Annotated in this window: 24 protein-coding genes; 3 read left to right on the top strand and 21 right to left on the bottom strand. The window is 54.3% G+C overall.

Going from position 1 to position 22195, the window contains the following annotated elements; genetic code table 11:
* Window positions 1-50: 50 nt before the first annotated feature.
* From nanQ to zapE, 12 genes are all read right to left on the bottom strand, one after another.
* The gene (gene nanQ, locus ACLJR2_RS05290; RefSeq protein WP_000979900.1) at window positions 51-518 is read right to left on the bottom strand and encodes an N-acetylneuraminate anomerase; all 468 of its coding nucleotides are present in this window, start codon (window positions 516-518) and stop codon (window positions 51-53) included.
* Complete coding sequence (gene nanK / locus ACLJR2_RS05285) at window positions 515-1390, bottom strand: N-acetylmannosamine kinase (protein WP_000208982.1); 876 nt, start codon at window positions 1388-1390, stop codon at window positions 515-517. Before nanK ends, nanQ begins: the two co-directional genes overlap by 4 nt.
* The gene (locus tag ACLJR2_RS05280) at window positions 1387-2076 is read right to left on the bottom strand and encodes an N-acetylmannosamine-6-phosphate 2-epimerase (RefSeq protein ID WP_000054444.1); all 690 of its coding nucleotides are present in this window, start codon (window positions 2074-2076) and stop codon (window positions 1387-1389) included. The genes nanK and ACLJR2_RS05280 overlap by 4 nt, the downstream gene beginning before the upstream one ends.
* Window positions 2077-2122: 46 nt before the next feature.
* Window positions 2123-3613 (bottom strand): sialic acid transporter NanT, encoded by a 1491-nt coding sequence (nanT, locus tag ACLJR2_RS05275; protein WP_000108071.1) that lies wholly within the window; start codon window positions 3611-3613, stop codon window positions 2123-2125.
* Between the two features lie 115 nt (window positions 3614-3728).
* Window positions 3729-4622: an N-acetylneuraminate lyase gene (gene nanA, locus ACLJR2_RS05270; protein ID WP_001029666.1), complete on the bottom strand. Its 894-nt coding sequence runs from the start codon at window positions 4620-4622 to the stop codon at window positions 3729-3731.
* A 134-nt stretch (window positions 4623-4756) separates the two neighbouring features.
* Window positions 4757-5548: a transcriptional regulator NanR gene (gene nanR / locus ACLJR2_RS05265; RefSeq protein ID WP_000382926.1), complete on the bottom strand. Its 792-nt coding sequence runs from the start codon at window positions 5546-5548 to the stop codon at window positions 4757-4759.
* 108 nt (window positions 5549-5656) lie between these two features.
* Window positions 5657-6157 carry a ClpXP protease specificity-enhancing factor gene (gene sspB / locus ACLJR2_RS05260; RefSeq protein ID WP_000366112.1) on the bottom strand — a complete coding sequence of 167 codons (501 nt, stop codon included), beginning with the start codon at window positions 6155-6157 and terminating at the stop codon, window positions 5657-5659.
* A 5-nt stretch (window positions 6158-6162) separates the two neighbouring features.
* Window positions 6163-6801 carry a stringent starvation protein SspA gene (sspA, locus tag ACLJR2_RS05255; RefSeq protein WP_000257298.1) on the bottom strand — a complete coding sequence of 213 codons (639 nt, stop codon included), beginning with the start codon at window positions 6799-6801 and terminating at the stop codon, window positions 6163-6165.
* A gap of 262 nt (window positions 6802-7063) precedes the next feature.
* Complete coding sequence (locus ACLJR2_RS05250) at window positions 7064-7816, bottom strand: DUF695 domain-containing protein (RefSeq protein WP_077905103.1); 753 nt, start codon at window positions 7814-7816, stop codon at window positions 7064-7066.
* A 199-nt stretch (window positions 7817-8015) separates the two neighbouring features.
* Window positions 8016-8408: a 30S ribosomal protein S9 gene (gene rpsI / locus ACLJR2_RS05245; protein WP_000829815.1), complete on the bottom strand. Its 393-nt coding sequence runs from the start codon at window positions 8406-8408 to the stop codon at window positions 8016-8018.
* 15 nt (window positions 8409-8423) lie between these two features.
* Window positions 8424-8852, bottom strand: coding sequence for a 50S ribosomal protein L13 (gene rplM, locus ACLJR2_RS05240; RefSeq protein WP_000847559.1), 429 nt, complete (start codon window positions 8850-8852; stop codon window positions 8424-8426).
* A gap of 302 nt (window positions 8853-9154) precedes the next feature.
* Window positions 9155-10279, bottom strand: coding sequence for a cell division protein ZapE (gene zapE / locus ACLJR2_RS05235; RefSeq protein WP_001191218.1), 1125 nt, complete (start codon window positions 10277-10279; stop codon window positions 9155-9157).
* A 192-nt stretch (window positions 10280-10471) separates the two neighbouring features.
* Between zapE and zapG the strand changes: the two genes are divergently transcribed.
* From zapG to degS, 3 genes are all read left to right on the top strand, one after another.
* Complete coding sequence (gene zapG / locus ACLJR2_RS05230) at window positions 10472-10870, top strand: Z-ring associated protein ZapG (RefSeq protein ID WP_001519074.1); 399 nt, start codon at window positions 10472-10474, stop codon at window positions 10868-10870.
* Between the two features lie 156 nt (window positions 10871-11026).
* A complete protein-coding gene (degQ, locus tag ACLJR2_RS05225; protein ID WP_000716690.1) occupies window positions 11027-12394 on the top strand; it encodes a serine endoprotease DegQ in 1368 nt (455 codons plus the stop codon).
* 92 nt (window positions 12395-12486) lie between these two features.
* A complete protein-coding gene (gene degS, locus ACLJR2_RS05220) occupies window positions 12487-13557 on the top strand; it encodes an outer membrane-stress sensor serine endopeptidase DegS (RefSeq protein ID WP_000497707.1) in 1071 nt (356 codons plus the stop codon).
* A gap of 33 nt (window positions 13558-13590) precedes the next feature.
* On the opposite strand, the gene ACLJR2_RS05215 is transcribed toward degS, so the two are convergent.
* The 9 genes from ACLJR2_RS05215 to ACLJR2_RS05175 all read right to left on the bottom strand — a co-directional run bounded on the left by ACLJR2_RS05215 (window position 13591) and on the right by ACLJR2_RS05175 (window position 22156).
* On the bottom strand, window positions 13591-14322 hold the full coding sequence (locus tag ACLJR2_RS05215; protein ID WP_000602027.1) for a triphosphoribosyl-dephospho-CoA synthase: 732 nt from the start codon (window positions 14320-14322) through the stop codon (window positions 13591-13593).
* 19 nt (window positions 14323-14341) lie between these two features.
* Window positions 14342-15643, bottom strand: a complete 1302-nt coding sequence (locus ACLJR2_RS05210) for an oxalacetate decarboxylase subunit beta (RefSeq protein ID WP_000444826.1) — start codon at window positions 15641-15643, stop codon at window positions 14342-14344.
* Window positions 15644-15655: 12 nt separating this feature from the next.
* Entirely contained in the window at window positions 15656-17431 is a 1776-nt protein-coding gene (gene oadA, locus ACLJR2_RS05205; RefSeq protein ID WP_001534935.1) for a sodium-extruding oxaloacetate decarboxylase subunit alpha, read from the bottom strand.
* 16 nt (window positions 17432-17447) lie between these two features.
* Window positions 17448-17690 carry an oxaloacetate decarboxylase subunit gamma gene (locus tag ACLJR2_RS05200; RefSeq protein WP_000180122.1) on the bottom strand — a complete coding sequence of 81 codons (243 nt, stop codon included), beginning with the start codon at window positions 17688-17690 and terminating at the stop codon, window positions 17448-17450.
* A 156-nt stretch (window positions 17691-17846) separates the two neighbouring features.
* Complete coding sequence (ttdB, locus tag ACLJR2_RS05195) at window positions 17847-18464, bottom strand: L(+)-tartrate dehydratase subunit beta (protein ID WP_000162405.1); 618 nt, start codon at window positions 18462-18464, stop codon at window positions 17847-17849.
* A complete protein-coding gene (gene ttdA, locus ACLJR2_RS05190; protein ID WP_000045349.1) occupies window positions 18464-19363 on the bottom strand; it encodes a L(+)-tartrate dehydratase subunit alpha in 900 nt (299 codons plus the stop codon). The genes ttdB and ttdA overlap by 1 nt, the downstream gene beginning before the upstream one ends.
* 32 nt (window positions 19364-19395) lie before the next feature.
* Window positions 19396-20664, bottom strand: a complete 1269-nt coding sequence (locus tag ACLJR2_RS05185; protein ID WP_000433390.1) for an SLC13 family permease — start codon at window positions 20662-20664, stop codon at window positions 19396-19398.
* A gap of 210 nt (window positions 20665-20874) precedes the next feature.
* Window positions 20875-21540, bottom strand: coding sequence for a GntR family transcriptional regulator (locus ACLJR2_RS05180; RefSeq protein ID WP_001171585.1), 666 nt, complete (start codon window positions 21538-21540; stop codon window positions 20875-20877).
* Window positions 21527-22156, bottom strand: a complete 630-nt coding sequence (locus ACLJR2_RS05175; protein WP_000723776.1) for a GntR family transcriptional regulator — start codon at window positions 22154-22156, stop codon at window positions 21527-21529. Before ACLJR2_RS05175 ends, ACLJR2_RS05180 begins: the two co-directional genes overlap by 14 nt.
* Window positions 22157-22195: the final 39 nt, after the last annotated feature.

Here is a 22195-nt window from a genome sequence, read left to right as displayed (position 1 = left end):
CACGCAGCCCCGTAAGGGGCTGCGTTCGGAAGACTGCTCCGGCAAGAGATTCAGGCCGCCAGCAGACTGGCGCGTACTTTCACTACCACTTTTTTGATGTCATCTGGCTCACCCACTGCACATCCCGGTTTATGCGGTTCTCCCGGCATAAACACAGCAAACATCCCCGCTTGCAGCGTAATAGTCTGCTCGTCGGCAATTTGACTACAAAGCTGGTAATCCTCTTCAACATGCATCTCCTCGCACTGGCGAGCGGCACCGGACATCCCAAACGCAATACGCTCGACGCCGGTTAGTAGTAGCTGAATATCAATGTATTGTTCATGCAATTCCGCTTTCTTCTCGGCCGGCATTTGCGTCGTTAACTGCATTACATTCATAAAGATATTGTCGCCCTGCAATTCATAGCGCCCCGGCGCTTTCTCCTGCGGCCTTGCCGCCAGCGCGAGAGTCAAGGCATCCAGCAGTCGCGGATGCAACCCGCAAGAAGGCAACGACTGTACTTCCCCCATCATCATAATGTGTCTCCTTGAGCTAACAAAGCAGCGCCTAATAATCCTGCGTCATGCCGATAGCGAGCGGCGCTCAGCGCCACGTGATAAGGCTCAGGCTCTTGCATCAAAAACGCGCGAACCTGCTCCAGGTATCCCTCAGCTAACCCTACGCTGCCGCCAATGACCACACACTGGCAGTCGGTAATCGCTTTCACATCGGCGATCATTCGCGCTATTACCTGCGCGGATTGGCTTACCAGATGTCGCGCCTGCTGATGACCTTCGCCAGCGCGAATAAATAGGGTTTTGGCGTCGCATCCCGCCAGATCGTCCCGCGCCGCCGCGGCCATCCCTCGTCCGGAGGCGATGGCCTCTACACAACCAACGCGTCCACAGCCGCATACGGGCCCGTGTGGGTCCGCCAGGGTGTGTCCCAGGTGCCCGGCCAGACCGCCTTTTCCGGTAAGGAGCTTGCCGTCGCAGACAACGCCGCCGCCAACGCCGGTTGAAACGGTGATAAATACCATATCGCGGATATCATCAGGGAGCGCGTGATACTCCGCCCAGGCCGCCGCCTGCGCGTCGTTCACCGCCAGCGTCGGCAGGCCAGCGATCGTTTCCAGTGTTTGTACTAACGGAAAGTGTAGCAAGCCGCCCAGATTATGGGGGTTTAGCGCCAGCAGCATCCCTTCCTGAATGATCCCGGTAGAAGCTATCGCTACCTGACGCGCCTCTGCCCGTAGTGGTTCAACCAGCGCCTTTAATGCTTCACGTAACGCATCCGGCGTTTTGCTCGCGGGGGTCGGTAGCTCGCGACGCTGGCTAATGCGCAAGTTGTTGTCGATGAGCGCGGCGGCAAGTTTAGTACCGCCAATATCGATTGCTAACGTAGTCATGACGCCGCCTTTTTTAATGCGTCGTTATACCATCCACAGATATGTTCCAGACGGGTAATGGCGGACCCCACCGTCACCGCCCATGCGCCATAACGGATCGCCTCCGCCGCCAGTGCTGGCGAGTTATAGCGCCCTTCGGCTATTACCCGGCATCCGGCGTCATGCAACGCTTTGACTAAGGGCAGATCGGGTTCCTCCGGCGTATCGGGGGTGGTGTAGCCGGACATTGTCGTGCCGATAATGTCCGCGCCCAACCGTTGGCAGGCGAGACCATCGTCCACGGATGAGCAGTCGGCCATCGCCAGTAGATGGTGGTGATGAATGCGCGCCAACAACGCCTCAACGGCTACCGGCCGTTGCCGAGCGGTTCCATCAACGGCGATAATAGCTGCGCCAGCCTGCGCCAGCGCATCTACATCGTCGAGAAAAGGGGTAATGCGCACTGGAGAGTCGTCCAGATCGCGTTTGATAATGCCGATAATGGGTACCGAAACGAGCGAGCGGGCCACACGCAGGTTGTCTATGCCTTCAATACGCACCGCAACCGCGCCCGCCTGTTCCGCCGCCAACGCCATTGCCGCTACAATCTCCGGCTTATCCAGCGGACTGCCCGGAACGGGCTGGCAGGAGACAATCAGGCCGCCAGAAGCGGCAATATTTTTATCCAGTTGTTCAAGTAACGACATACTACTCCCTTACAAATATTGCCCGGTTTAAAACCGGGCAAGCGGATTAACTTTTCGTTTTTACAAAGGCACCTTTACCACTGCCAAGCGGTACGGCTCCGCTGAACGGTTTGTCGTCGATAGCATCATGGGTGCGTAACGCTTCCGGACGTAGCCAACGCTGTACGCGAGACGGCATATCAAGCCCAATAAGCAGGATCACGACAAACGTCAGGCTGAAAGAGAGCGATGCCAGCGCAGTGCCCAGATCCAGACGTTGAGCGATCAGCGCTCCCAGGATCGGCGCCAGCGCGCCGCCGAGCGCGCCGACGTTATAAGTAAAGCCCAGCCCCGCCGCGCGCTGATCGGTATCGAAGTAACCGCCGATCAGTTTCGGCAGAATCCCGGCAATCCCCTGCCCCAACATCTGTTGGAAAAACAGTAGCAGACCCAGAACCCAGACGTTTGTGCCGCCAATCGCAAAGACCGGAATAATGAGGATTTGCGAGGCCAGCAGGCTACAGACATATGCTTTACGCGTTCCCAGCCAGTCGCCAAGAAAACCGCCTACGCAGCAACCAACCGCCGCGCCAAATCCGCTAAAGAACAGGACATTCGCTACCGTATGCGGATCGTAGGCCAGCTCGGTTTTCAGATAAGTGGGTAATAGCGCCTGAATCGGCCAGGAATAGAGGAAAGCAAACAGTACCACCAGCATCAGCATGACGCCAGTGGGCCAGCGTTTACCGCTGCTCTGCACCATAAAGCTGATAAAGATAACCGCGCACAGTAGTCCCAGCCCCGCCACAATCGCAGCATTTTGTAGGTTACCGGCAAAACAGAACCACAGCGCAGCGGCGGCGGCGAAAGTCATTAAAATGTTGATGATGCGATGTTCGCCCCGATAAAGAATGTCGACCATCGTACGTACCGGCGCTTTACCCGCGTGTTTCTCTTTCCAGTCTTCCGCTTCCGGAATGTTTTTTCGCAGCCAGAGAGCGAAGATAATTGGCAAAATGCCAATGAAAAACAGCGCGCGCCAGCCCCAGACAGGCACCACCAGGCTGTACACCTGCGCGGCAACGACCGCGCCGACGGAGAAGCCGGAAATCAGAAAACCGCTGGCTTTATTGCGTAAATGTTTTGGCCAGCTTTCAATCACATAGGTCGCGCTGGAACCATATTCGCCCGCCATGCCCATACCAATCACCAGTCGGGCGATGAACATGGTGGTGTAACCGGGCGCAAACCCGCAGGCCAGGGTTCCCACCGAAAACAGAATGATGCTGCTGACCATCGCCAGACGACGCCCATAGCGATCGCCCATCGCGCCCAGTAATAACCCGCCGAACCAGCGAGAGATAAAAGCCGCAGAAATCAGGCTTGCCGCCTGTACCGTCGTCAGCCCAAATTCGCTTTGTACCTCAGTCAGTACAAGAGCAATCAACACAAAATCAAAACCATCAAGCAGATATCCCAGCCAGGCAGCGGAAAATGCCCGCCACTGCGCCCGGTTGAGATGGCGATACCACGGGATGTTTTGGGTAGAAGTACTCATTTTACTCTCCCGACGATTTTTGTTGTCGTTATGCCGAATGGCGGCTCCGCCTTATCCGGCCTACCGCTCACACTGTTGTAGGCCGGGCAAGCGTAGCGCCCCCGGCATTATGCTGTTACGCCTTTTCTTCTATCAGTTGTTGAGCCAGCGCCTTGAGCGCCGGCAGATATTTTTCATCAACAGGCGCGAACGGTTTACGACACAGCGGCACCGATACCACGTCCATATAATGCAGGACCGTTTTCAGGCCGCGGAATACGCCGGTTTTAATCAGTAAATCAATAACCTTATTGCACTCGGTTTGCAGACGCTGCGCTTTCGCCACATCGCCCTCACGCAATGCCTGAACAATCCCCTGATAACGCCAGCCCATAATGTTGTATGTGCTGCCGATACCGCCGTCCGCGCCCGCCAGCAGGCCGGAAGCGAAGATTTCGTCATAACCGTTGTACAGCACCAGATCCGGATGCGCGCGGCGGATCTGCTCCATCTGGAAGAGATCGCCGGAGGTTTGCTTGAGCGCGCTCACGCCCGGTAATGTCACCAGCGTATTGATCTGATCGAGGGTAAGTTTTACACCGCTTAACGCCGGAATGTTGTATACCACCATCGGCAATCCATCTGCGGAATCAATGATTGCCCGATAATGGTCACAGTGCTCTTCAAAACTGAAAGGGTAATAAAAAGGCGTCACCGCAGAGACCGCATCAAAACCGTAACGCTTTGCGGCGCTGGCAAGCTGCTGGCTTTCTGCGGTGCTTACCGTCCCGACATGGGCGATCAACGTGATTTTTCCCTTCGCCTCTTCGGCGACAATCTCCAGTACCTGCTCTCTTTCAGCAAGGCTCTGTACGAATGCTTCCCCGGTGGAACCGCCAACGTACAGCCCGTCGATACCCTGCCCGATGTTAAAACGCACCAGACGGCGCAGGCTTTCGCTATCCAGTTGCTGCTGATGATCAAATGGGGTCAACAACGCCGCCATTACGCCTTGCAATGCTTTTGCCATACCTACCTCTACGGATGATGAATATATTAACTACCTACCTTTATACCTGTTATACCAGATCAAATAAGCAGCAAATAATACAGAACGCTTATAGTGCGATCTGCTTCACTAAACCGGGATCGGAGGTGCGATCGCTACCGCATTTTTTGACTTTTTTTACCGAGCGCGTGCCAGGTAGCGGAAACGCTATTGAGGTGGGTTTGCAGAGCGCGATCCGCTTTATCGGGATCTCGCTGGCGAATGGCATCAACAATCACAATATGCTGTTGATAACTCACGTTATTATGTTCATGCAGCTCACGATCGGGAACGCTTGGGCGAGCGGCGATTAGCCAGTCCAGCAGAGCAACATGAATAGCCATAAAGATCGGATTGCCGGGAATTTCAGCCAGCACCCGGTGAAACTCGACATCCGAACGAATAAACAGCGCGTTGTCATCCAGCGACTGGCTATTAATTTCCAGCGCTTTCGTTAACAACGCGATCTGCTCGTCGGTGGCATGTTCCGCCGCATAGCGTACCAGGCTGGACTCAAAGAAAAGCCGTAGCTGTTCAAAGTGAGCGATGCCGCCAGGATGAGTAAGAAAATCTTTCGCCATACCCGACAGTTCACTGATGATGGTATCAGCAGAGGGGCGCGAGACGCGGGCGCGTTCGCCGTTATTGATTTGCACCAGACCTTTACGCTTCAGCGCAGCTAACGCTTCACGCACGGAGGGACGCCCCACATTGAAGAAGGCCATTAATTCACGTTCAGACGGTAGCTGTTCTCCCTCGCCAAACTCATGACGGCGGATCATCTGCTCCAGCTCTTCCTCAACCATTTCAGACAGTTTTTTACGCGCCAGCGGACGGCGGCGCAAACTACGCCCGAGGGATGTCGGTGAATCTTCTGCTTGCGAATCAAATGCGTTCATAACGTCCATTCATGAGTGGTCGGTGGCAAATAATAGCAAGCTTATCGTAACACAGCTTCAAAAGCAGGGTGAACCCGCGAGGAGACCAAACAAAACAGGCCCTTCAGGGCCTGTTGATTATTTTACTACGCGTAGCGCCGGACGTCCGCCACGCGGCGGAGGCGGCTCGTCATCAGGGCTACTGTCGTCATCGTGGTCGGGCTTATCGCCATCAATGACGGACATCACGGTCTCGCTTTCCGCGCCTGCGGTATTGTCATCATCATTTAAGCTGACAACGTCTTCATCATAGGCGGCTTCAGGCTCAAACATGGTGCCTGCGCCGTTTTCACGGGCGTAAATCGCCAGCACCGCAGCCAAAGGCACAGAAACCTGACGGGGAACGCCGCCGAAGCGCGCATTAAAACGCACTTCATCATTAGACAGCTCCAGATTACCTACCGCCCGCGGCGCAATATTGAGGACGATTTGCCCATCGCGCGCATATTCCATAGGGACATGCACGCCAGGCAGCATCACATCCACCACCAGATGCGGGGTCAACTGGTTATCCAGCAACCACTCGTAGAAAGCACGCAACAGATAGGGACGACGCGGCGTCAACTGTGACAAATCCATACAGGTTAACCCCGACCGAGGCGCATTTCACGTTCAGCTTCGGTTAAAGAAGCCAGGAAAGAATCACGCTCAAAGACGCGGGTCATATAGCCTTTCAGCTCTTTCGCCCCTGCACCGCTGAATTCAATACCCAACTGCGGTAAACGCCACAGGAGAGGCGCCAGGTAGCAATCAACCAGGCTGAATTCGTCGCTCAGGAAATACGGTTTCTGACCAAATACCGGCGCAATCGCCAGCAGCTCTTCACGCAGTTGTTTACGCGCAGAGTCGGCCTCGGAAGCAGACCCGTTTACGATGACGTTCATCAGCGTATACCAGTCTTTTTCAATACGGTGCATGTACAGACGGCTTTCACCGCGCGCGACCGGATAAACCGGCATCAGCGGCGGATGAGGGAAACGCTCATCCAGATATTCCATAATGATGCGAGATTCCCACAGGGTCAGCTCACGATCCACCAGTGTCGGAACGCTTTGATTCGGGTTGAGGTCAATCAGATCCTGAGGTGGATTGTCCTTTTCCACATGTTCGATCTCAAAACTAACACCCTTTTCAGCCAACACAATGCGGACCTGATGGCTATAGATGTCAGTAGGACCAGAAAACAGCGTCATTACCGAACGTTTGTTGGCAGCGACAGCCATGAAAACCTCCAGGTATATTCAGAATTTTTACTGCTACCAGCCACAATGTGACCAGCCAGATGTTATGTCACCCAGGGCGAAAAAAGCCATCATTGCTCAGAAACGAGACAAAAAATGAACATTCCCCGCTATTTGGGCAGAAAATTGGATGATAGTTTACCAGATTTTGTGACCTTTGTGGTGAGTCGATTCTGGAAATGAGGAAAAAGAGATATTCCTGGTCTGAAATGCTCGCCCCACCTGAGATATTGTCTTTCGCCTGTTATGCCTGTACTACCGGTGCGCCCCAGCCATCAAAACTGCCGCCATGTTTTTCAGCCAGATCGGTAAGCTGGCAAGTGATTTCTGTCATATGCCATTGTTGCGGAGCATCGGTGCTGATAAAAGACGCCATAAACCCCTGTTGCGGGTCATTCATTCGAATACTGACCAGCGTTATGCCATACGGTAATGCAGCAATATTTTGCGCCAGGTCGCGCGCGGCGACTTCTGTAGGCAATGTCGCATAATAATCAATAGCGCGCGGAAGCGTCAGATCATCACCTTGTTCCTGTAATCCCCGGCACACGCGGGAATCGTGTATCCAGTTCCAGTCGTATCGGGTTGGATACAAGAACTGGCGGTAAAAGTTTCCTTTATCATTGTGACTCTCTCTATAACTAAAAGAGATTTCCGGGCCACCAGCGAGCAATTTATCCAGCGTCTTTTCCCAGTTAAGACCCTCTTCCGACATGAACACAAAATCGCGCCAGCCTTGTTGGGTAACCACACCCACCAGCCAGATCGGAAACGTCTTCCCCTTTTCATCAAGCCAGTCCTCTATACGATTTAAACGCTGTGTTTCATCGGGCTGCGGCAAACCATTTTCATAACAGTTGGTGTAATGAACACGTAAGAACCCGGTATGGATAAGGCGATCAAATTTTTCATCCTGAATGGCGCCGATATCCACACGTATCCCCGTAACATGGTCATCCACCGTTGTTATAAAGAATTCCCATTTATTCGACAGCATTAACGACTCTTTCTTAGTAAACAATGCGTTAAAAAATCCCACTGTGACTTCCTTTTCTCTGAGCGTGCATGAAAGATGAATAAGATGAGAATAATGCTAAAGATAGGGAGGAAAAGAGACTGGATTCGGACTTTAGCCATAAAAAAACCCGCCGAAGCGGGTTTTTTCGCTAACAGTTGTCTGCCGAAGCAGAAACCCATTAACGTTTGGAGAACTGCGGACGACGACGTGCTTTACGCAGGCCGACTTTCTTACGTTCAACCTGACGAGCGTCACGAGTAACGAAGCCAGCTTTACGCAGTTCGCCACGCAGGGACTCGTCGTACTCCATCAGAGCGCGGGTGATACCGTGACGGATCGCACCAGCCTGACCAGAGATACCACCACCTTTAACAGTGATGTACAGATCCAGTTTCTCAACCATGTCGACCAGTTCCAGCGGCTGACGAACTACCATGCGGGCAGTTTCACGACCGAAGTACTGTTCCAGAGAACGTTGGTTGATAACGATTTTACCGTTGCCCGGTTTGATGAAAACGCGAGCTGCGGAACTTTTGCGGCGACCAGTGCCGTAGTATTGATTTTCAGCCATTGCCTATAATCCCGATTAGATGTCAAGAACTTGCGGTTGCTGTGCCGCGTGGTTGTGCTCGTTGCCCGCGTAAACTTTCAGTTTACGGAACATAGCACGACCCAGCGGGCCTTTTGGCAGCATGCCTTTAACCGCGATTTCAATCACACGCTCAGGACGGCGGGCAATCATCTCTTCAAAGGTCGCTTGTTTGATACCACCGATGTGGCCGGTGTGGTGATAGTACACTTTGTCAGTACGCTTGTTGCCGGTTACAGCAACTTTGTCAGCGTTCAGAACGATGATGTAATCACCGGTATCTACGTGCGGAGTGTATTCCGCTTTGTGCTTACCGCGCAGGCGACGAGCCAGTTCAGTAGCCAGACGGCCCAGAGTTTTACCGGTCGCGTCAACAACATACCAGTCGCGTTTTACGGTTTCTGGTTTAGCTGTAAAAGTTTTCATTAAAAGCTTACCCAAATAAATAAGTTACACGTTGGTGAACACCCAAACGTTTTAAATAGTTGAGGTTCACACGACAAAGTCCGGTAAACCTACCCCCTCGGATATGTTTGGCCGGCACAGAGAAAGTTTGGGAAAAAACTCTCTTGTAACGTGGGGTCGCAGGATTATAGAGAAGTCCAGGTCAAAGATCGACCCCTTTTTGCGATTTGCCGCGGGTTTTGTTCAGGCCTGGTTCCCCCTCCGGTAGGGGAGGTTGCACAGATATGATACCGCACAATGCCGGGGCGCTGCGCTTGTCCGGCTTACGGCATATGCTCCCGCTTGAGGTACTCCGCACTCTGCATCTCTTGCAGGCGCGACAGACAGCGCTGAAATTCAAACTTGAGCCGCTCCCCCTGATAAATCTCATATAACGGTGCGGCGGCGCTGACCACCAGCTTAACGTGGCGCTCGTAAAACTCATCCACCAGCGCAATAAAGCGGCGCGCTTCGTTCTCCATCAGCGGCGTCATGACCGGCACGTCAAACAGCAGAACCGTGTGAAATAACCTTGAGAGCGCAATGTAATCATGCTGGCTGCGGGCCTCGACGCACAGCGTAGCGAAAGAGACCGCTAGCGTTTGGTTTTCAACGCCCAGGGTGGATAAAGAGCGATGATTGATTTCCAGCGTCGGAGCGTGCGCGCGCGCGGCCCCCGCTAACGCCAGCCACAGTTTATCCATTTGCCGCCGGGTTTCATCATTAAGCGGCGTTAGCCATAAATGGGCCTGCGTCAGCGTCCGTAGCCGGTAATCGACGCCGGCGTCCACATTCATAATGTCGCAGTGCTGTTTAATGGCATCGATAGCTGGCAGGAAGCGGGCGCGTTGCAAACCGTTGCGGTAGAGTTCATCCGGCGGAATATTGGAGGTCGCGACCAGCGTAATGCCGCGTGCAAACAGCGCTTTCATTAAACCACCCAGCAGCATGGCGTCGGTAATATCGGTGACGAAAAACTCATCGAAACACAGTACGTCCGTCTCGGTTTTAAACCGATCGGCAATAATGTCTAACGGATCGATCTGTCCCTGTAACGCGGTAAGTTCTTCATGCACGCGCAGCATAAACCGATGAAAATGCAGACGTAGTTTTCGCTCGCCCGGCAGGCTGTGGTAGAAGAGATCCATGAGCCAGGTTTTGCCGCGCCCCACGCCCCCCCACATATACAGCCCGCGAACCGGTATTTGCGCGTCCGGTTCGTTTTTGCCTAATAATTTCCCCAGTCGCGCTATCAGACCGCCGGGTGGCGTAGCCGACGATTTTTTCGCGGTGAGCGCCTGATAAAGGGTTTCCAGACGGTCGACCGCCTCTTTCTGTACGTCGTCAGGCTGATGGGTGCCTTCGTTGAGTGCCTGGAGATAACGCGATGTAGGGGAAAGGCTTTGCATAATGTTATTGTTATTCCTTGAAAATCGATGTGCCGTCGTTCACGGCTGACGAAAAAAAGGCCGTTCTACACTACGCGATATGCTGCCGGGATTCCACTTCTACGGAATTAGCGGTTATAGTGGCATAATCAGGCGCGGGCATGGAGCCTGGAGCCAACACCCTACGGAAACATAAGACAACGGGAGATGTTCATGACCTGGGAATATGCGCTAATTGGATTAGTCGTCGGTATCATCATTGGTGCCGTGGCCATGCGTTTTGGTAATCGTAAGTTACGTCAACAGCAGGCATTGCAGTACGAACTGGAAAAAAACAAAGCTGAGCTGGAAGAGTACCGTGAAGAGCTGGTTAGCCACTTTGCCCGCAGCGCGGAACTGCTGGATACCATGGCGCATGATTACCGCCAGCTGTATCAGCATATGGCGAAAAGCTCCAGCAGCCTGCTGCCGGAAATGTCTGCGGAGTCGAATCCGTTCCGTAACCGTCTGGCGGAGTCTGAGGCGAGCAACGATCAGGCGCCAGTACAAATGCCACGTGATTATTCTGAAGGCGCGTCTGGCCTGTTACGTAGCGGCGCAAAGCGCGATTAATCGCACGCCGTTAAGAAATTTATCGGGCGCATCGCTTGCGCCCTCTCTCTATCTTTCCTGTCCCAGCTATTATCATTGTTACCAGGCTGAAAATTCAATAACATCAATCTGTTTTGAATTGTCTATCCGTTCATTCAAGGTACGAGAGCAGCATCCATGAAAAAACACACCCAGCTGTTAAGTGCATTAGCGTTAAGTGTCGGGTTAACTCTTTCGGCGCCGTTTCCAGCCCTTGCATCGATACCAGGCCAGGTGCCAGGCCAGGCGACGCTGCCAAGCCTTGCCCCTATGCTGGAGAAAGTGCTGCCTGCTGTCGTCAGCGTAAAAGTCGAGGGAACCGCCGCCCAGAGCCAAAAAGTGCCGGAGGAGTTTAAAAAATTCTTTGGCGAGGATCTGCCAGACCAGCCGTCCCAGCCGTTTGAAGGACTCGGTTCGGGGGTGATTATCGATGCCGCGAAAGGCTATGTATTAACCAATAATCATGTGATTAATCAGGCACAGAAGATCAGCATTCAACTGAATGACGGACGCGAATTCGACGCGAAGCTGATCGGCGGCGACGACCAGAGCGATATCGCTCTGTTACAAATTCAGAATCCCAGCAAGTTAACGCAAATTGCCATCGCCGATTCCGACAAACTCCGCGTCGGCGATTTCGCCGTGGCGGTCGGTAATCCGTTTGGCCTTGGGCAAACCGCCACCTCCGGGATTATTTCAGCGCTGGGACGCAGCGGGCTTAATCTGGAAGGGCTTGAGAACTTTATTCAAACCGATGCCTCTATTAACCGCGGCAACTCCGGCGGCGCGCTGCTTAACCTGAACGGCGAGCTGATCGGGATTAATACCGCGATCCTCGCGCCAGGGGGCGGGAGCATCGGCATTGGCTTTGCTATTCCTTCCAATATGGCGCAGACGCTGGCGCAGCAGTTGATTCAGTTCGGCGAAATCAAACGCGGATTGCTGGGAATTAAAGGCACTGAAATGACCGCTGATATCGCTAAGGCATTCAAACTGAACGTTCAGCGTGGCGCTTTTGTCAGCGAGGTTTTACCCAATTCAGGTTCGGCGAAGGCCGGGGTGAAATCCGGAGACGTGATTATCAGTCTTAACGGTAAGCCGCTGAATAGCTTTGCCGAACTGCGTTCGCGTATCGCCACCACCGAACCGGGCACGAAAGTGAAGCTGGGCCTGCTGCGCGATGGTAAGCCGCTGGAGGTGGAAGTCACGCTGGATTCCAATACCTCTTCTTCCGCCAGCGCCGAAATGATCGCCCCGGCGTTGCAAGGCGCGACGTTGAGCGACGGCCAGCTGAAAGACGGGACGAAAGGCGTTAAGGTTGATAGCGTCGAAAAAAGCAGTCCTGCCGCGCAGGCCGGTTTGCAAAAAGATGATGTTATCATCGGCGTTAACCGCGATCGCATCAGTTCTATCGCCGAAATGCGCAAAGTGATGGCGGCAAAACCGTCCATCATTGCTCTTCAGGTAGTACGCGGCAACGAGAACATTTATCTATTGCTGCGCTAATCCTGTCTTAAACCGGGCATCAGCCTGCGATGTGATGTCCGGTTAACTCATGGTATGCTGCTGCCGTTCCCTTTTTTAACGACGCCTCCATCATGTTTGTGAAGCTCTTACGTTCGGTCGCAATAGGTTTAATTGTCGGCGCTATTCTGTTGGCCGTCATGCCTTCTTTGCGCAAAATTAATCCTATCACCGTCCCGCAATTCGACAGTACCGATGAGACGCCAGCCAGTTATAATTTTGCGGTTCGCCGCGCCGCGCCTGCCGTCGTCAACGTCTATAACCGCAGTATGAACAGTACCGCGCATAATCAACTGGAGATCCGCACGCTGGGTTCCGGCGTGATCATGGATCAACGCGGTTATATTATTACCAACAAGCACGTGATTAACGATGCCGATCAGATTATCGTCGCGCTACAGGATGGCCGCGTCTTTGAAGCGCTACTGGTTGGCTCCGATTCGCTTACCGACCTGGCGGTGCTGAAGATCAACGCCACTGGCGGGCTGCCTACCATCCCGATTAATACAAAGCGTACACCGCATATTGGCGACGTCGTACTGGCTATCGGCAACCCATATAATCTGGGACAGACCATCACCCAGGGAATCATCAGCGCAACGGGTCGTATCGGCCTGAACCCGACGGGGCGACAGAATTTTCTCCAGACCGACGCCTCGATTAACCACGGTAACTCCGGCGGCGCGCTGGTCAACTCGTTAGGCGAACTGATGGGGATCAACACCCTCTCTTTTGATAAGAGTAACGATGGTGAAACGCCGGAAGGCCTTGGTTTTGCGATTCCTTTCCAGCTAGCCACGAAAATTATGGATAAGCTTATCCGCGACGGTCGCGTGATTCGCGGCTATATCGGTATTGGCGGACGAGAAATCGCGCCGCTGCACGCGCAGCAGGGTAGCGGCATGGACCCGATTCAGGGCATTGTCGTTAATGAAGTGACGCCAAACGGCCCCGCCGCGCTTGCCGGTATTCAGGTTAATGATTTGATTATTTCGGTCAATAATAAACCCGCCGTGTCCGCGCTGGAGACGATGGATCAGGTGGCGGAAATTCGCCCGGGCTCCGTCATTCCGGTCGTGGTAATGCGGGATGATAAGCAGCTCACGTTCCAGGTGACGGTGCAGGAATACCCGGCGTCGAACTAAAACGACGCGGCTTTTGCCCGCGTCGTTCGACGGCTAGTCAATGAAGACTGGCCCTGCAGGAAAATGCGCCAGGAAACTCGTGAAGATCAGCAGAGCGGGGAAACTCTTTTCCCCAACGGCCTCTTCACGCAGCGCCTTATCCAGTGCAAGCAGGCTATGCTCCCCCCCTTCCCCCAGAATGCCGCCCATCCAGAGCAGTCGTTGCGCCTGTTGACGCGCATACTGCGATGCGCTTTTCCAGGCGACCAGATGCAGCAACGTTTGTAACAGCAGGATCCGAGACGCGTGACCATCGCGTTGTAATCGCCTGAATACGGGTAATGCAATACTACGTACCGTCGAGAAACCGCTCGCCGCTTCCTCCTCAATCGGCGATAAACCAACAGCCGCCTGTTTGACGAAATTGCATAACTGATTGTGTGTTAATGGCCGCTCGCCTGCGCTCATATACCCTGCGGCAAAACAGAGTAACCCGATACCCTGAGCCCAATCGGTTGATGGCAGAATCCCCTGCGGAACATTCGGTGCCGACGTCTGTGCGGCACAAAGCCCCTCGTCGTAACACTGTGCAAAACGTTGCTCATATATTGCTGAGTTGACGCCAGACCACGGCAGTAAATGCAGCGCTGGCTCAAGCTCAGTTATCTGATTCACCGTCTCAACAACATAATGCAAGATGGTTTCTCTGGATGGCATGGATGTACCTTGCCGAAACGCAACCATTTCACTCATTACTGTGTCCTCATTTTGCGGGAGCAGAATCACTGCTCCCGATTAGATTGGATTACATTGCCAGCACGTACTTGAGCATCACGCCCGCCGCAATGGCCGAACCGATAACCCCCGCCACGTTCGGGCCCATCGCGTGCATCAGCAGGAAGTTCTGCGGGTCCGATTCCAGCCCCACTTTGTTCGATACCCTGGCCGCCATCGGTACCGCCGACACCCCCGCCGAACCGATAAGCGGGTTGATTTTGTTCTTACTGCACAGGTTCAGCAGCTTCGCCATCAGCACCCCGGCCGCCGTCCCAATCCCGAACGCAATCACACCCAGCAGCAGAATGCCCAGCGTCTGCGGCTGCAGGAACTTATCCGCCACCAGCTTGGCCCCCACCGACAGCCCGAGGAAGATGGTGACGATATTAATCAGCCCGTTCTGTACCGTGTCGCTCAGACGCTCCACCACGCCGCTTTCACGCATCAAATTGCCAAAGCAGAACATCCCCAGCAGCGGCGCGGCGTCCGGCAGCAGCAGCGCCACCAGCAGTAACAGCACCACCGGAAAGAGGATTTTTTCCCGCTTGCTCACCGTGCGCAGCTGCACCATGCGGATTTTGCGCTCTTTCTCGCTGGTCAGCGCGCGCATAATCGGCGGCTGGATTAACGGCACCAGCGCCATATACGAGTACGCCGCCACCGCGATGGCCCCCAGCAGCTCCGGCGCCAGCTTGCCCGACAGATAAATCGCCGTCGGGCCGTCCGCGCCGCCGATGATGCCGATGGCCGCCGCCTGCGGCAGGGTGAAGGCAATCAGGCCGAAGTAGTTCAGCGTCAGCGCCCCCAGCACCGTGGCGAAGATGCCGAACTGCGCCGCCGCCCCCAGCAGCAGGGTGCGCGGGTTGGCCAGCAGCGGGCCGAAGTCGGTCATCGCGCCCACGCCCATAAAGATGACCAGCGGCGCGACACCGGAGCCAATCGCCACTTTATAGAACAGCGCCAGCACCCCCGGCGTGTAGCCCATGTCCACCGCCAGGTTCTCCATCTGTCCCTGCACCGACGGCAGCGCCAGCGCTAATGCCTCTTTAATGGCGTGCACGTCCGGCGCGCAGTTAAGCTTCGCGGCAATCACCGCCAGCTGCCCGGCGTCGTGATGCGCCAGCAGGCTTTCCAGCGCGGTCAGCGCCATACCCGCTTCCGGGATGTTGGAGAGCAGCCCGCCGAAGCCAATCGGCAGCAGCAACAACGGCTCGAACTTCTTCGCTATCGCCAGCCACAGCAGCAGCAGGCTCACCAGCAGCATGATGGCCTGGCCTGCGCCAAGGTGCATCAGCCCCATGCCCTGAAGCAGGGCGTTCAGACTTTCCATTTCAGTTCTCCGTTACGCCAGCGTCATCAGGGTGTCGCCGACGGAGACGGCGTCCCCGGACTTCACCGCGATACCGCGGACGGTGCCGGCCTGCGCGGCGCGGATTTCGGTTTCCATCTTCATGGCTTCCAGAATCAGCAGCACATCGCCTTCGGCCACGCTCTGGCCTTCAGTGGCAATCACCTTCCAGATGTTGCCCGCCAGCGGCGCGGTGACCGGTGTGCCTGCGCCTGCCGGAGCGGCAGCCTGAACCGGTGCGGAAGAGGCCGCCGGAACAGCCGTAGTGAGCTGGCTGATATCGCCGCCGTCGCTGACTTTGACCACAAAGGCTTTGCCTTCCACTTCCACGGTGTAGATACCGGAAGCGGCAGGCTTCTCTGCTTTTGCCACCGGCTGCGCGGCTTCCGCCTGCGGCACCGGCTCAAACGCCGCCGGGTTGTGGCGGTTCTCAAGGAACTTCAGGCCGATTTGCGGGAACAGCGCCACGGTGAGCACGTCGTCGATGGCGTTTCCCGCCAGAGTAATGCCCTTCTCCTGCGCCTGGCGCCTGACGTCCGCTTCCAGTTCAGCCAGTTCCGGTTTGAGTAAATCCGCCGGGCGGCAGGTCACCGGGGCAGCACCTTCCAGCACGCGGGCCTGTAGCGCCGCGTTCACCGGCACCGGCGTGTGGCCGTATTCGCCTTTCAGAATGCCCGCCGTTTCTTTGGCAATGGTTTTGTAGCGTTCGCCGGTCAGGACGTTGAGCACCGCCTGGGTGCCGACAATCTGCGAGGTGGGGGTCACCAGCGGGATAAAGCCGAGGTCCTCGCGCACGCGGGGGATTTCCGCCAGCACCTGGTCGAGTTTGTCCGCCGCGTTCTGCTGCTTCAGCTGGCTTTCGAGGTTAGTGAGCATTCCGCCCGGCACCTGCGCCACCAGAATACGGCTGTCGTAGCCTTTCAGCTGGCCTTCAAAGGCGTGATACTTTTTGCGCACCTCGCGGAAGTACGCGGCGATGCTCTCCAGCTTCAGGATATCCAGACCGGTGTCATGCTCAGTACCTGCCAACGTCGCCACCAGCGCTTCGGTGGCCGGGTGGCCGTAGGTGGCGCTCATGGAGGAAATCGCCGTGTCCACGCCGTCAACACCCGCCTCGATAGCCTTCAGCAGCGCCATCTCCGCCATGCCGGTGGTGGCATGACAGTGCAGGTGCAGGCGCACCTCAAAACGTTTTTTGATTTCGCTGACCAGCTCATACGCCGCCATCGGCGTGAGAATGCCGGACATGTCCTTAATCGCGATGGAATCAACGCCGGTTTCCAGCAGCTGTTCGGTCAGGTCCAGCCAGGTCTGCAGCGTGTGTGCCGGGCTGGTGGTGTAAGAGAGCGTGCCCTGGGCGTGTGCGCCGTGGCTGCGCACCGCCTGCAGGGCGGCTTTCATATTGCGCGGGTCGTTCATGGCATCGAAGACGCGGAACACGTCCATGCCGTTTTTCACCGCGCGTTCGACAAAACGCTCCACCACGTCATCGGCGTAGTGGCGATAGCCGAGCAGGTTCTGGCCGCGCAGCAGCATCTGCAGCGGGGTTTTGGGCATGGCTTTTTTGAGTTCACGCAGGCGAACCCACGGGTCTTCGCCGAGGAAGCGGATGCAGGCGTCAAAGGTGGCACCGCCCCAGCACTCCAGCGACCCGTAGCCCACGTCGTCGAGCTGAGCGGCAATCGGCAGCATATCGTCAAGACGCAGGCGGGTAGCGAAAAGGGACTGGTGGGCGTCACGCAGGACGACGTCGGTAATGGCAATGGTCATGGATCCCTCCGGGAAATTAAACGTGGTGGCGGTGATGGTGAATGGCGGCGGCAATCACCGGCTTTAAGCGGGTGAAGTCGTCCACGACGGGAACGGCGCGCGGTGCGGGCGCGGCGACGGGTTCCGGGAAGAAGCGAGTAATCACGGCGGACATGCCGCGGATGGCGAAAATCAGCAGGAACAGAAACGCCAGCACGAACCCCATGCCGAGGAACATCAGGGTGAAGCCTTCACCTAATAGCAGAGCTGCATTAGTCATAAAATAGCCTTCAGGCAGGAGGCACGATAATGGGGCTATTTATGACGATGAAATAATAAGGGTGGATTTCCCTGAGCCGCCCCCGGCCAGAGCCCTTGGTTATTATTATCGTCATAACGTATTACCACCATTATCGTGCAATTTACGTAATCAGGTTTATTTAATGAAACTTACGTTCTGGCATATTTCATCAGCGACGATCTCTTTACGCTGATTAAAAATAATTTTGTTCTGTTCAAACAGATTATTTCCATGGGTATCAATAGAAACAATCAGCGGGCCAAACTCTTTAACCCGGCAGACCCACAGAGTTTCCGGCATCCCCAGATCGCGCCATTGGGCATCTTCAATTTCTTCCACGCACACGGCGGCTACAACCGCACAACCGGCAGGGAATACGCAGTGCAGCGCTTTGTGTTCAGCACAGCCCTCTTCGGTACCTTTACCCATACCGCCTTTACCCACAATTAATTTCACGCCGGTCTGCGCAATAAATTCTTTTTCGAATTTTTCCATACGCATGCTGGTGGTTGGTCCCACGGAGACCATTTCAAACTTATCGTCTTCGCCTTTAATTGGGCGGACAATTGGGCCAGCGTGTAAAATAGCGCCGCCGCGAACATCTACCGGAAGTTCGCGACCACCTTCAATTAAACGGCGATGTGCTACGTCACGGCAGGTAACAATATGACCGTTGAGATAAATAATATCGCCAGCCTTAATATCCGCTAAATCTTCATCTTTAATTGGCGTAGTCAGGATTTTTTTAGTCATCAGAAATTCACTCCGCTGTGAGACGTAATGGTGTAATTCAAATCTTTATCGAAAACGATGTGCCCTTTACGGTGCGACCAGCAGCCGACGTTTACCGCCACGCCGATGGTAGAAGGATGACGCGCGGTGTTTTCAATGTTAACGCCCATAACGGAGGTATTACCGGACATCCCCTGCGGCCCCAGGCCAATTTTGTTAATGCCGTCTTCCAGCATTTTTTCCAGCGAGGCTGCACGCTCATTCTCGTTATGCGAACCGATCGGACGCATCAGCGCTTTTTTCGATAGCAGTGCCGCCGTTTCAACAGAGGTCGCTACGCCCACGCCAACCAGCAGCGGCGGACACGCGTTGAGGCCGTAGCTGGTCATCACATCCAGTACAAAGCGGGTCACACCTTCATAGCCTGCACCCGGCATCAGCACCATCGCTTTCCCCGGCAGAGAACAACCGCCGCCCGCCATATAGGTATAAATGCTGCACTGATCGGAATTGGGAACGATCTCCCAGAAGACCGTCGGCGTACCTTTACCAACGTTTTTACCGGTGTTGTATTCATCAAAAGTTTCTACGCTGTTGTGGCGCAGCGGAGAATCTACAGTTGCTTTGATCACCGCCTCACGCAACAACGCTTCCAGCTCGCCAATCAGCGGAAAGTTCGTCCCGCACTCCACCAGAAACTGAATGACACCGGTGTCCTGGCAGGAAGGTCGATCCAGCTCTTTCGCCAGACGCTGGTTCTCAATCATGGTAGTAAAGATGACGTCGGCCAGTTTACTGGTCTCTTTCTTATGCAAATCTTCCAGTTTTGCAGTGACATCATCAGGCAAAACTTTGCCGGTATATCCCACAAACTTGGCCATAACGTCGGTCATATGGGATATCTGTTCACTTTTGCTCATAAATGCTCCTTAGTCAGAACAGCTTCCGTTAATTACGGATGAAAAGGGAAAAGGATTGGCAGCAGGATCAAGCTGACAATGGTTGAAACGATAATCAGGGGGATACCGGCCTTAGCGTAGTCGACAAATTTATAGCCACCCGCGGAGAGCACCATCATGTTGGCAGGCATACCGATAGGGGTTGCGTAGGCGCAGGAACCGCCAATGACCGTCGCCATCAGAACCGCACGTGGGTCGGCCCCCATACCTGCGGCAATGGACAAACTCACCGGCACCAACAGCGCTGTCGTTGCGGTATTGGACATAAAGTTGGTCATCACAACGGATAAGGCGAAAACGGCGATCAGCAACATGAACGGTGAGGAGTTTTGCCCCAGCATGCCGATTACATAGTCCGCAACCAGCTTGCCTGCCCCGGTCATTTCCAGCGCTTTTGCCAGCGCCAGGGTGCCGCCAAAGATAAAAATAGTCTGTGAATCAATGGCTTTATAGGCCTGTTTTTCCGTGAGTACGCCGCTTACGACCAGCACAAGAGCGCCAATACAACCGGTCACGGCCAGGCTGACACCGATCTTCTTCTCAAAGATCATGCCGAGGATCGTTGCGATCAACACCACGAGTGAGAGCCGTTGTTTCCACTGTGGAACATGGCTGTAGTCACGTTGCTCCCCGACGCTCCCCACCTCACCGCCGGTCGCATTATTCGGCAGAAAGCGATAGCCAATAGTCAGGAAGTAGAGAATGCCGCAGATGAGCATCGGGAGACCGATTTTTGCGTATTCAAAAAAGCCAAAGCCGCCGCCAATATTCTGTAGCGCAGACTGCGCGATAAGATTTCCCGGCGCGCCAATTAACGACAGGTTACCGCCCAACGCAGCGGCGAAAACCAGCGGCATCAGTAGACGAGAACGCGAGAAGCCCGATTTTGCCGCCACGCCGATCACCACCGGAATCAAAACCGCAGCGGTACCGGTGTTAGAGAGGACGCCAGACATCAAACCCACCACCACCATAATGGTGAAGATCAGCTGTTTTTCTGTTTTCGCGAAGCGCGTGATGACGCCGCCCACTTTGTTTGCCATACCGGTCTCGAACAACGCACCGCCCACGATGAACATCGCGACAAAGAGGATGACGTTAGTGTCGATAAAGCCAGCAAAGGCCTGTTTGATATTCAGAACGCCGGTGATAACTAAGGCCACGCAGACAATCATGGAAGTGACGGCCAGTGGCACTTTTTCCCATACAAACATGACGATAGCGAACACCAATAAACATAAGGTAAGGGTAATGGGTTCCATATTTATAATTATTCAATCAATGATATATGATATTGTATCCAATGTTGACAGGGAGAAATTATTCCCATACAAAAACTAAGTCAAATCGTTTCTCAGGAAAGATGCAGGAGTGGGATCTACATCAAGATCGTGGTTAGATCGTTACTGGACGTGATTAATAGAATTGAAGAATTGGTTGAAGCGCCTGCGATGCTCACGCAGGCGAAAAGATCAGGCAGAAGGGTCACCAACATAGCGGGTCAGCATATTCTCCATTGAGCGAATAATGTGTTCGCGCATGCGCTGGCGTGCCAATGTTTCATCATGAAGTTCAAGAGCTTGCAGAATACTTTTATGTTCCTGAATGGAAATCACGGCATACTCTTCTTCGGTGACCTTATGGCCCATCGACAGGCCGTTCCACATATTACAGAGCAACATTTTCATTTTTTCGTTGCCAGCAACATTCCATATTTCCATATGAAATGCCTGATTCAGGTCGGAGTATTCCGCCGAGTTATTTTCCGCGAGAGCCTTTTCAGCGGCATAATGCACCTGGGCTATCCGCGAGATATCGGTGCCAGGACGAGAAGCTTTAGCCACCGCCTCACTTTCTAACAGCGCGCGAATTTCATAGTGTTCACGGATCGTTTGTTCATTGATGCCCAACACCACCGCCCCTTTATTAGGGCGCACTTTTATCAGCCCATCCGCCGCCAGAATCTGAAACGCCTCGCGCACTGGCATACTGGACACGCCGACCATTCTGGCAATGCCTTCTAACGTAATCTCCTGCCCTTCCACTAACTCCCTCGAAAGAATCGCTTTACGCAGCACTGCCGCGACCTGTTCTTTCGCTGAAAGAAGCTTAATCTTCCCTAACTTAGGCTTCTGCACTTTCCCAATCCTTCATATGTTGACGCATTATTTCTGCTAAAGAGAGGAAATAACGCTGCATAACTTGCCCAATCTCATCACGCCGCCCCTGGCGTATGACGTCAGCCAGTTCAGCGAAAAGCTGCGCCGACTCCTGATTATCTTTTTTCAGATGCAAAATAACATAAGAGACATAACCGTCCAGGAACTGCTGATACACCTTTTCCAGATAGCGGTTATTCACATAAGAAATCAGCATCGCATGACACTCCAGTTCGCAGGATTTGTCTTCTGCGACAGCCAGCGCTTGCGCACGTATCAGGAGGGCATCGCCTACTTCGCTGGGTATCAGCGAAAACATTTCGGCGGCCATCGCGGCAATTACGCGAAAAATATGACTCACGCGATCGGCCTCAAGATGCGCGACCTGCATGTGCCTGTTGGGCAGTCGGATTAAAAAACCTTCCTGTTCGAGTGACTGTAGCGCTTCTCGAACCGGCATTCGTGAAAGACCAAGCTGCTCCGCAATACTTTCCTGCGCGAGTTCTTCTCCCGCTTTTATATTGCCGGAAAGAATTTCATAGCGAAGCATTTGCGTAATGTGATCGCGGGTTTGCGTTCTTTGGATCTTTTTCACGACGTTCTCGTTAATAACCGATAAGACGTGAGGAGTTTA

Origin of the sequence: Salmonella sp. SAL03688 (assembly GCF_046551895.1) — a bacterium.
Classification (GTDB): Bacteria; Pseudomonadota; Gammaproteobacteria; order Enterobacterales; family Enterobacteriaceae; genus Salmonella; species Salmonella enterica.
Note: the sequence above shows the minus strand (reverse complement) of the source record. Positions and strands in the feature narration are given on the sequence as shown.

Bases quoted from the DNA above. Each gene is read 5' to 3' on its own strand.
- nanQ (WP_000979900.1), bottom strand. From the start codon at position 518: ATGATGATGGGGGAAGTACAGTCGTTGCCTTCTTGCGGGTTGCATCCG.
- nanK (WP_000208982.1), bottom strand. From the start codon at position 1,390: ATGACTACGTTAGCAATCGATATTGGCGGTACTAAACTTGCCGCCGCG.
- ACLJR2_RS05280 (WP_000054444.1), bottom strand. From the start codon at position 2,076: ATGTCGTTACTTGAACAACTGGATAAAAATATTGCCGCTTCTGGCGGC.
- nanT (WP_000108071.1), bottom strand. From the start codon at position 3,613: ATGAGTACTTCTACCCAAAACATCCCGTGGTATCGCCATCTCAACCGG.
- nanA (WP_001029666.1), bottom strand. From the start codon at position 4,622: ATGGCAAAAGCATTGCAAGGCGTAATGGCGGCGTTGTTGACCCCATTT.
- nanR (WP_000382926.1), bottom strand. From the start codon at position 5,548: ATGGACGTTATGAACGCATTTGATTCGCAAGCAGAAGATTCACCGACA.
- sspB (WP_000366112.1), bottom strand. From the start codon at position 6,157: ATGGATTTGTCACAGTTGACGCCGCGTCGTCCCTATCTGTTGCGTGCT.
- sspA (WP_000257298.1), bottom strand. From the start codon at position 6,801: ATGGCTGTCGCTGCCAACAAACGTTCGGTAATGACGCTGTTTTCTGGT.
- ACLJR2_RS05250 (WP_077905103.1), bottom strand. From the start codon at position 7,816: ATGCTGTCGAATAAATGGGAATTCTTTATAACAACGGTGGATGACCAT.
- rpsI (WP_000829815.1), bottom strand. From the start codon at position 8,408: ATGGCTGAAAATCAATACTACGGCACTGGTCGCCGCAAAAGTTCCGCA.
- rplM (WP_000847559.1), bottom strand. From the start codon at position 8,852: ATGAAAACTTTTACAGCTAAACCAGAAACCGTAAAACGCGACTGGTAT.
- zapE (WP_001191218.1), bottom strand. From the start codon at position 10,279: ATGCAAAGCCTTTCCCCTACATCGCGTTATCTCCAGGCACTCAACGAA.
- zapG (WP_001519074.1), top strand. From the start codon at position 10,472: ATGACCTGGGAATATGCGCTAATTGGATTAGTCGTCGGTATCATCATT.
- degQ (WP_000716690.1), top strand. From the start codon at position 11,027: ATGAAAAAACACACCCAGCTGTTAAGTGCATTAGCGTTAAGTGTCGGG.
- degS (WP_000497707.1), top strand. From the start codon at position 12,487: ATGTTTGTGAAGCTCTTACGTTCGGTCGCAATAGGTTTAATTGTCGGC.
- ACLJR2_RS05210 (WP_000444826.1), bottom strand. From the start codon at position 15,643: ATGGAAAGTCTGAACGCCCTGCTTCAGGGCATGGGGCTGATGCACCTT.
- oadA (WP_001534935.1), bottom strand. From the start codon at position 17,431: ATGACCATTGCCATTACCGACGTCGTCCTGCGTGACGCCCACCAGTCC.
- ACLJR2_RS05200 (WP_000180122.1), bottom strand. From the start codon at position 17,690: ATGACTAATGCAGCTCTGCTATTAGGTGAAGGCTTCACCCTGATGTTC.
- ttdB (WP_000162405.1), bottom strand. From the start codon at position 18,464: ATGACTAAAAAAATCCTGACTACGCCAATTAAAGATGAAGATTTAGCG.
- ttdA (WP_000045349.1), bottom strand. From the start codon at position 19,363: ATGAGCAAAAGTGAACAGATATCCCATATGACCGACGTTATGGCCAAG.
- ACLJR2_RS05185 (WP_000433390.1), bottom strand. From the start codon at position 20,664: ATGGAACCCATTACCCTTACCTTATGTTTATTGGTGTTCGCTATCGTC.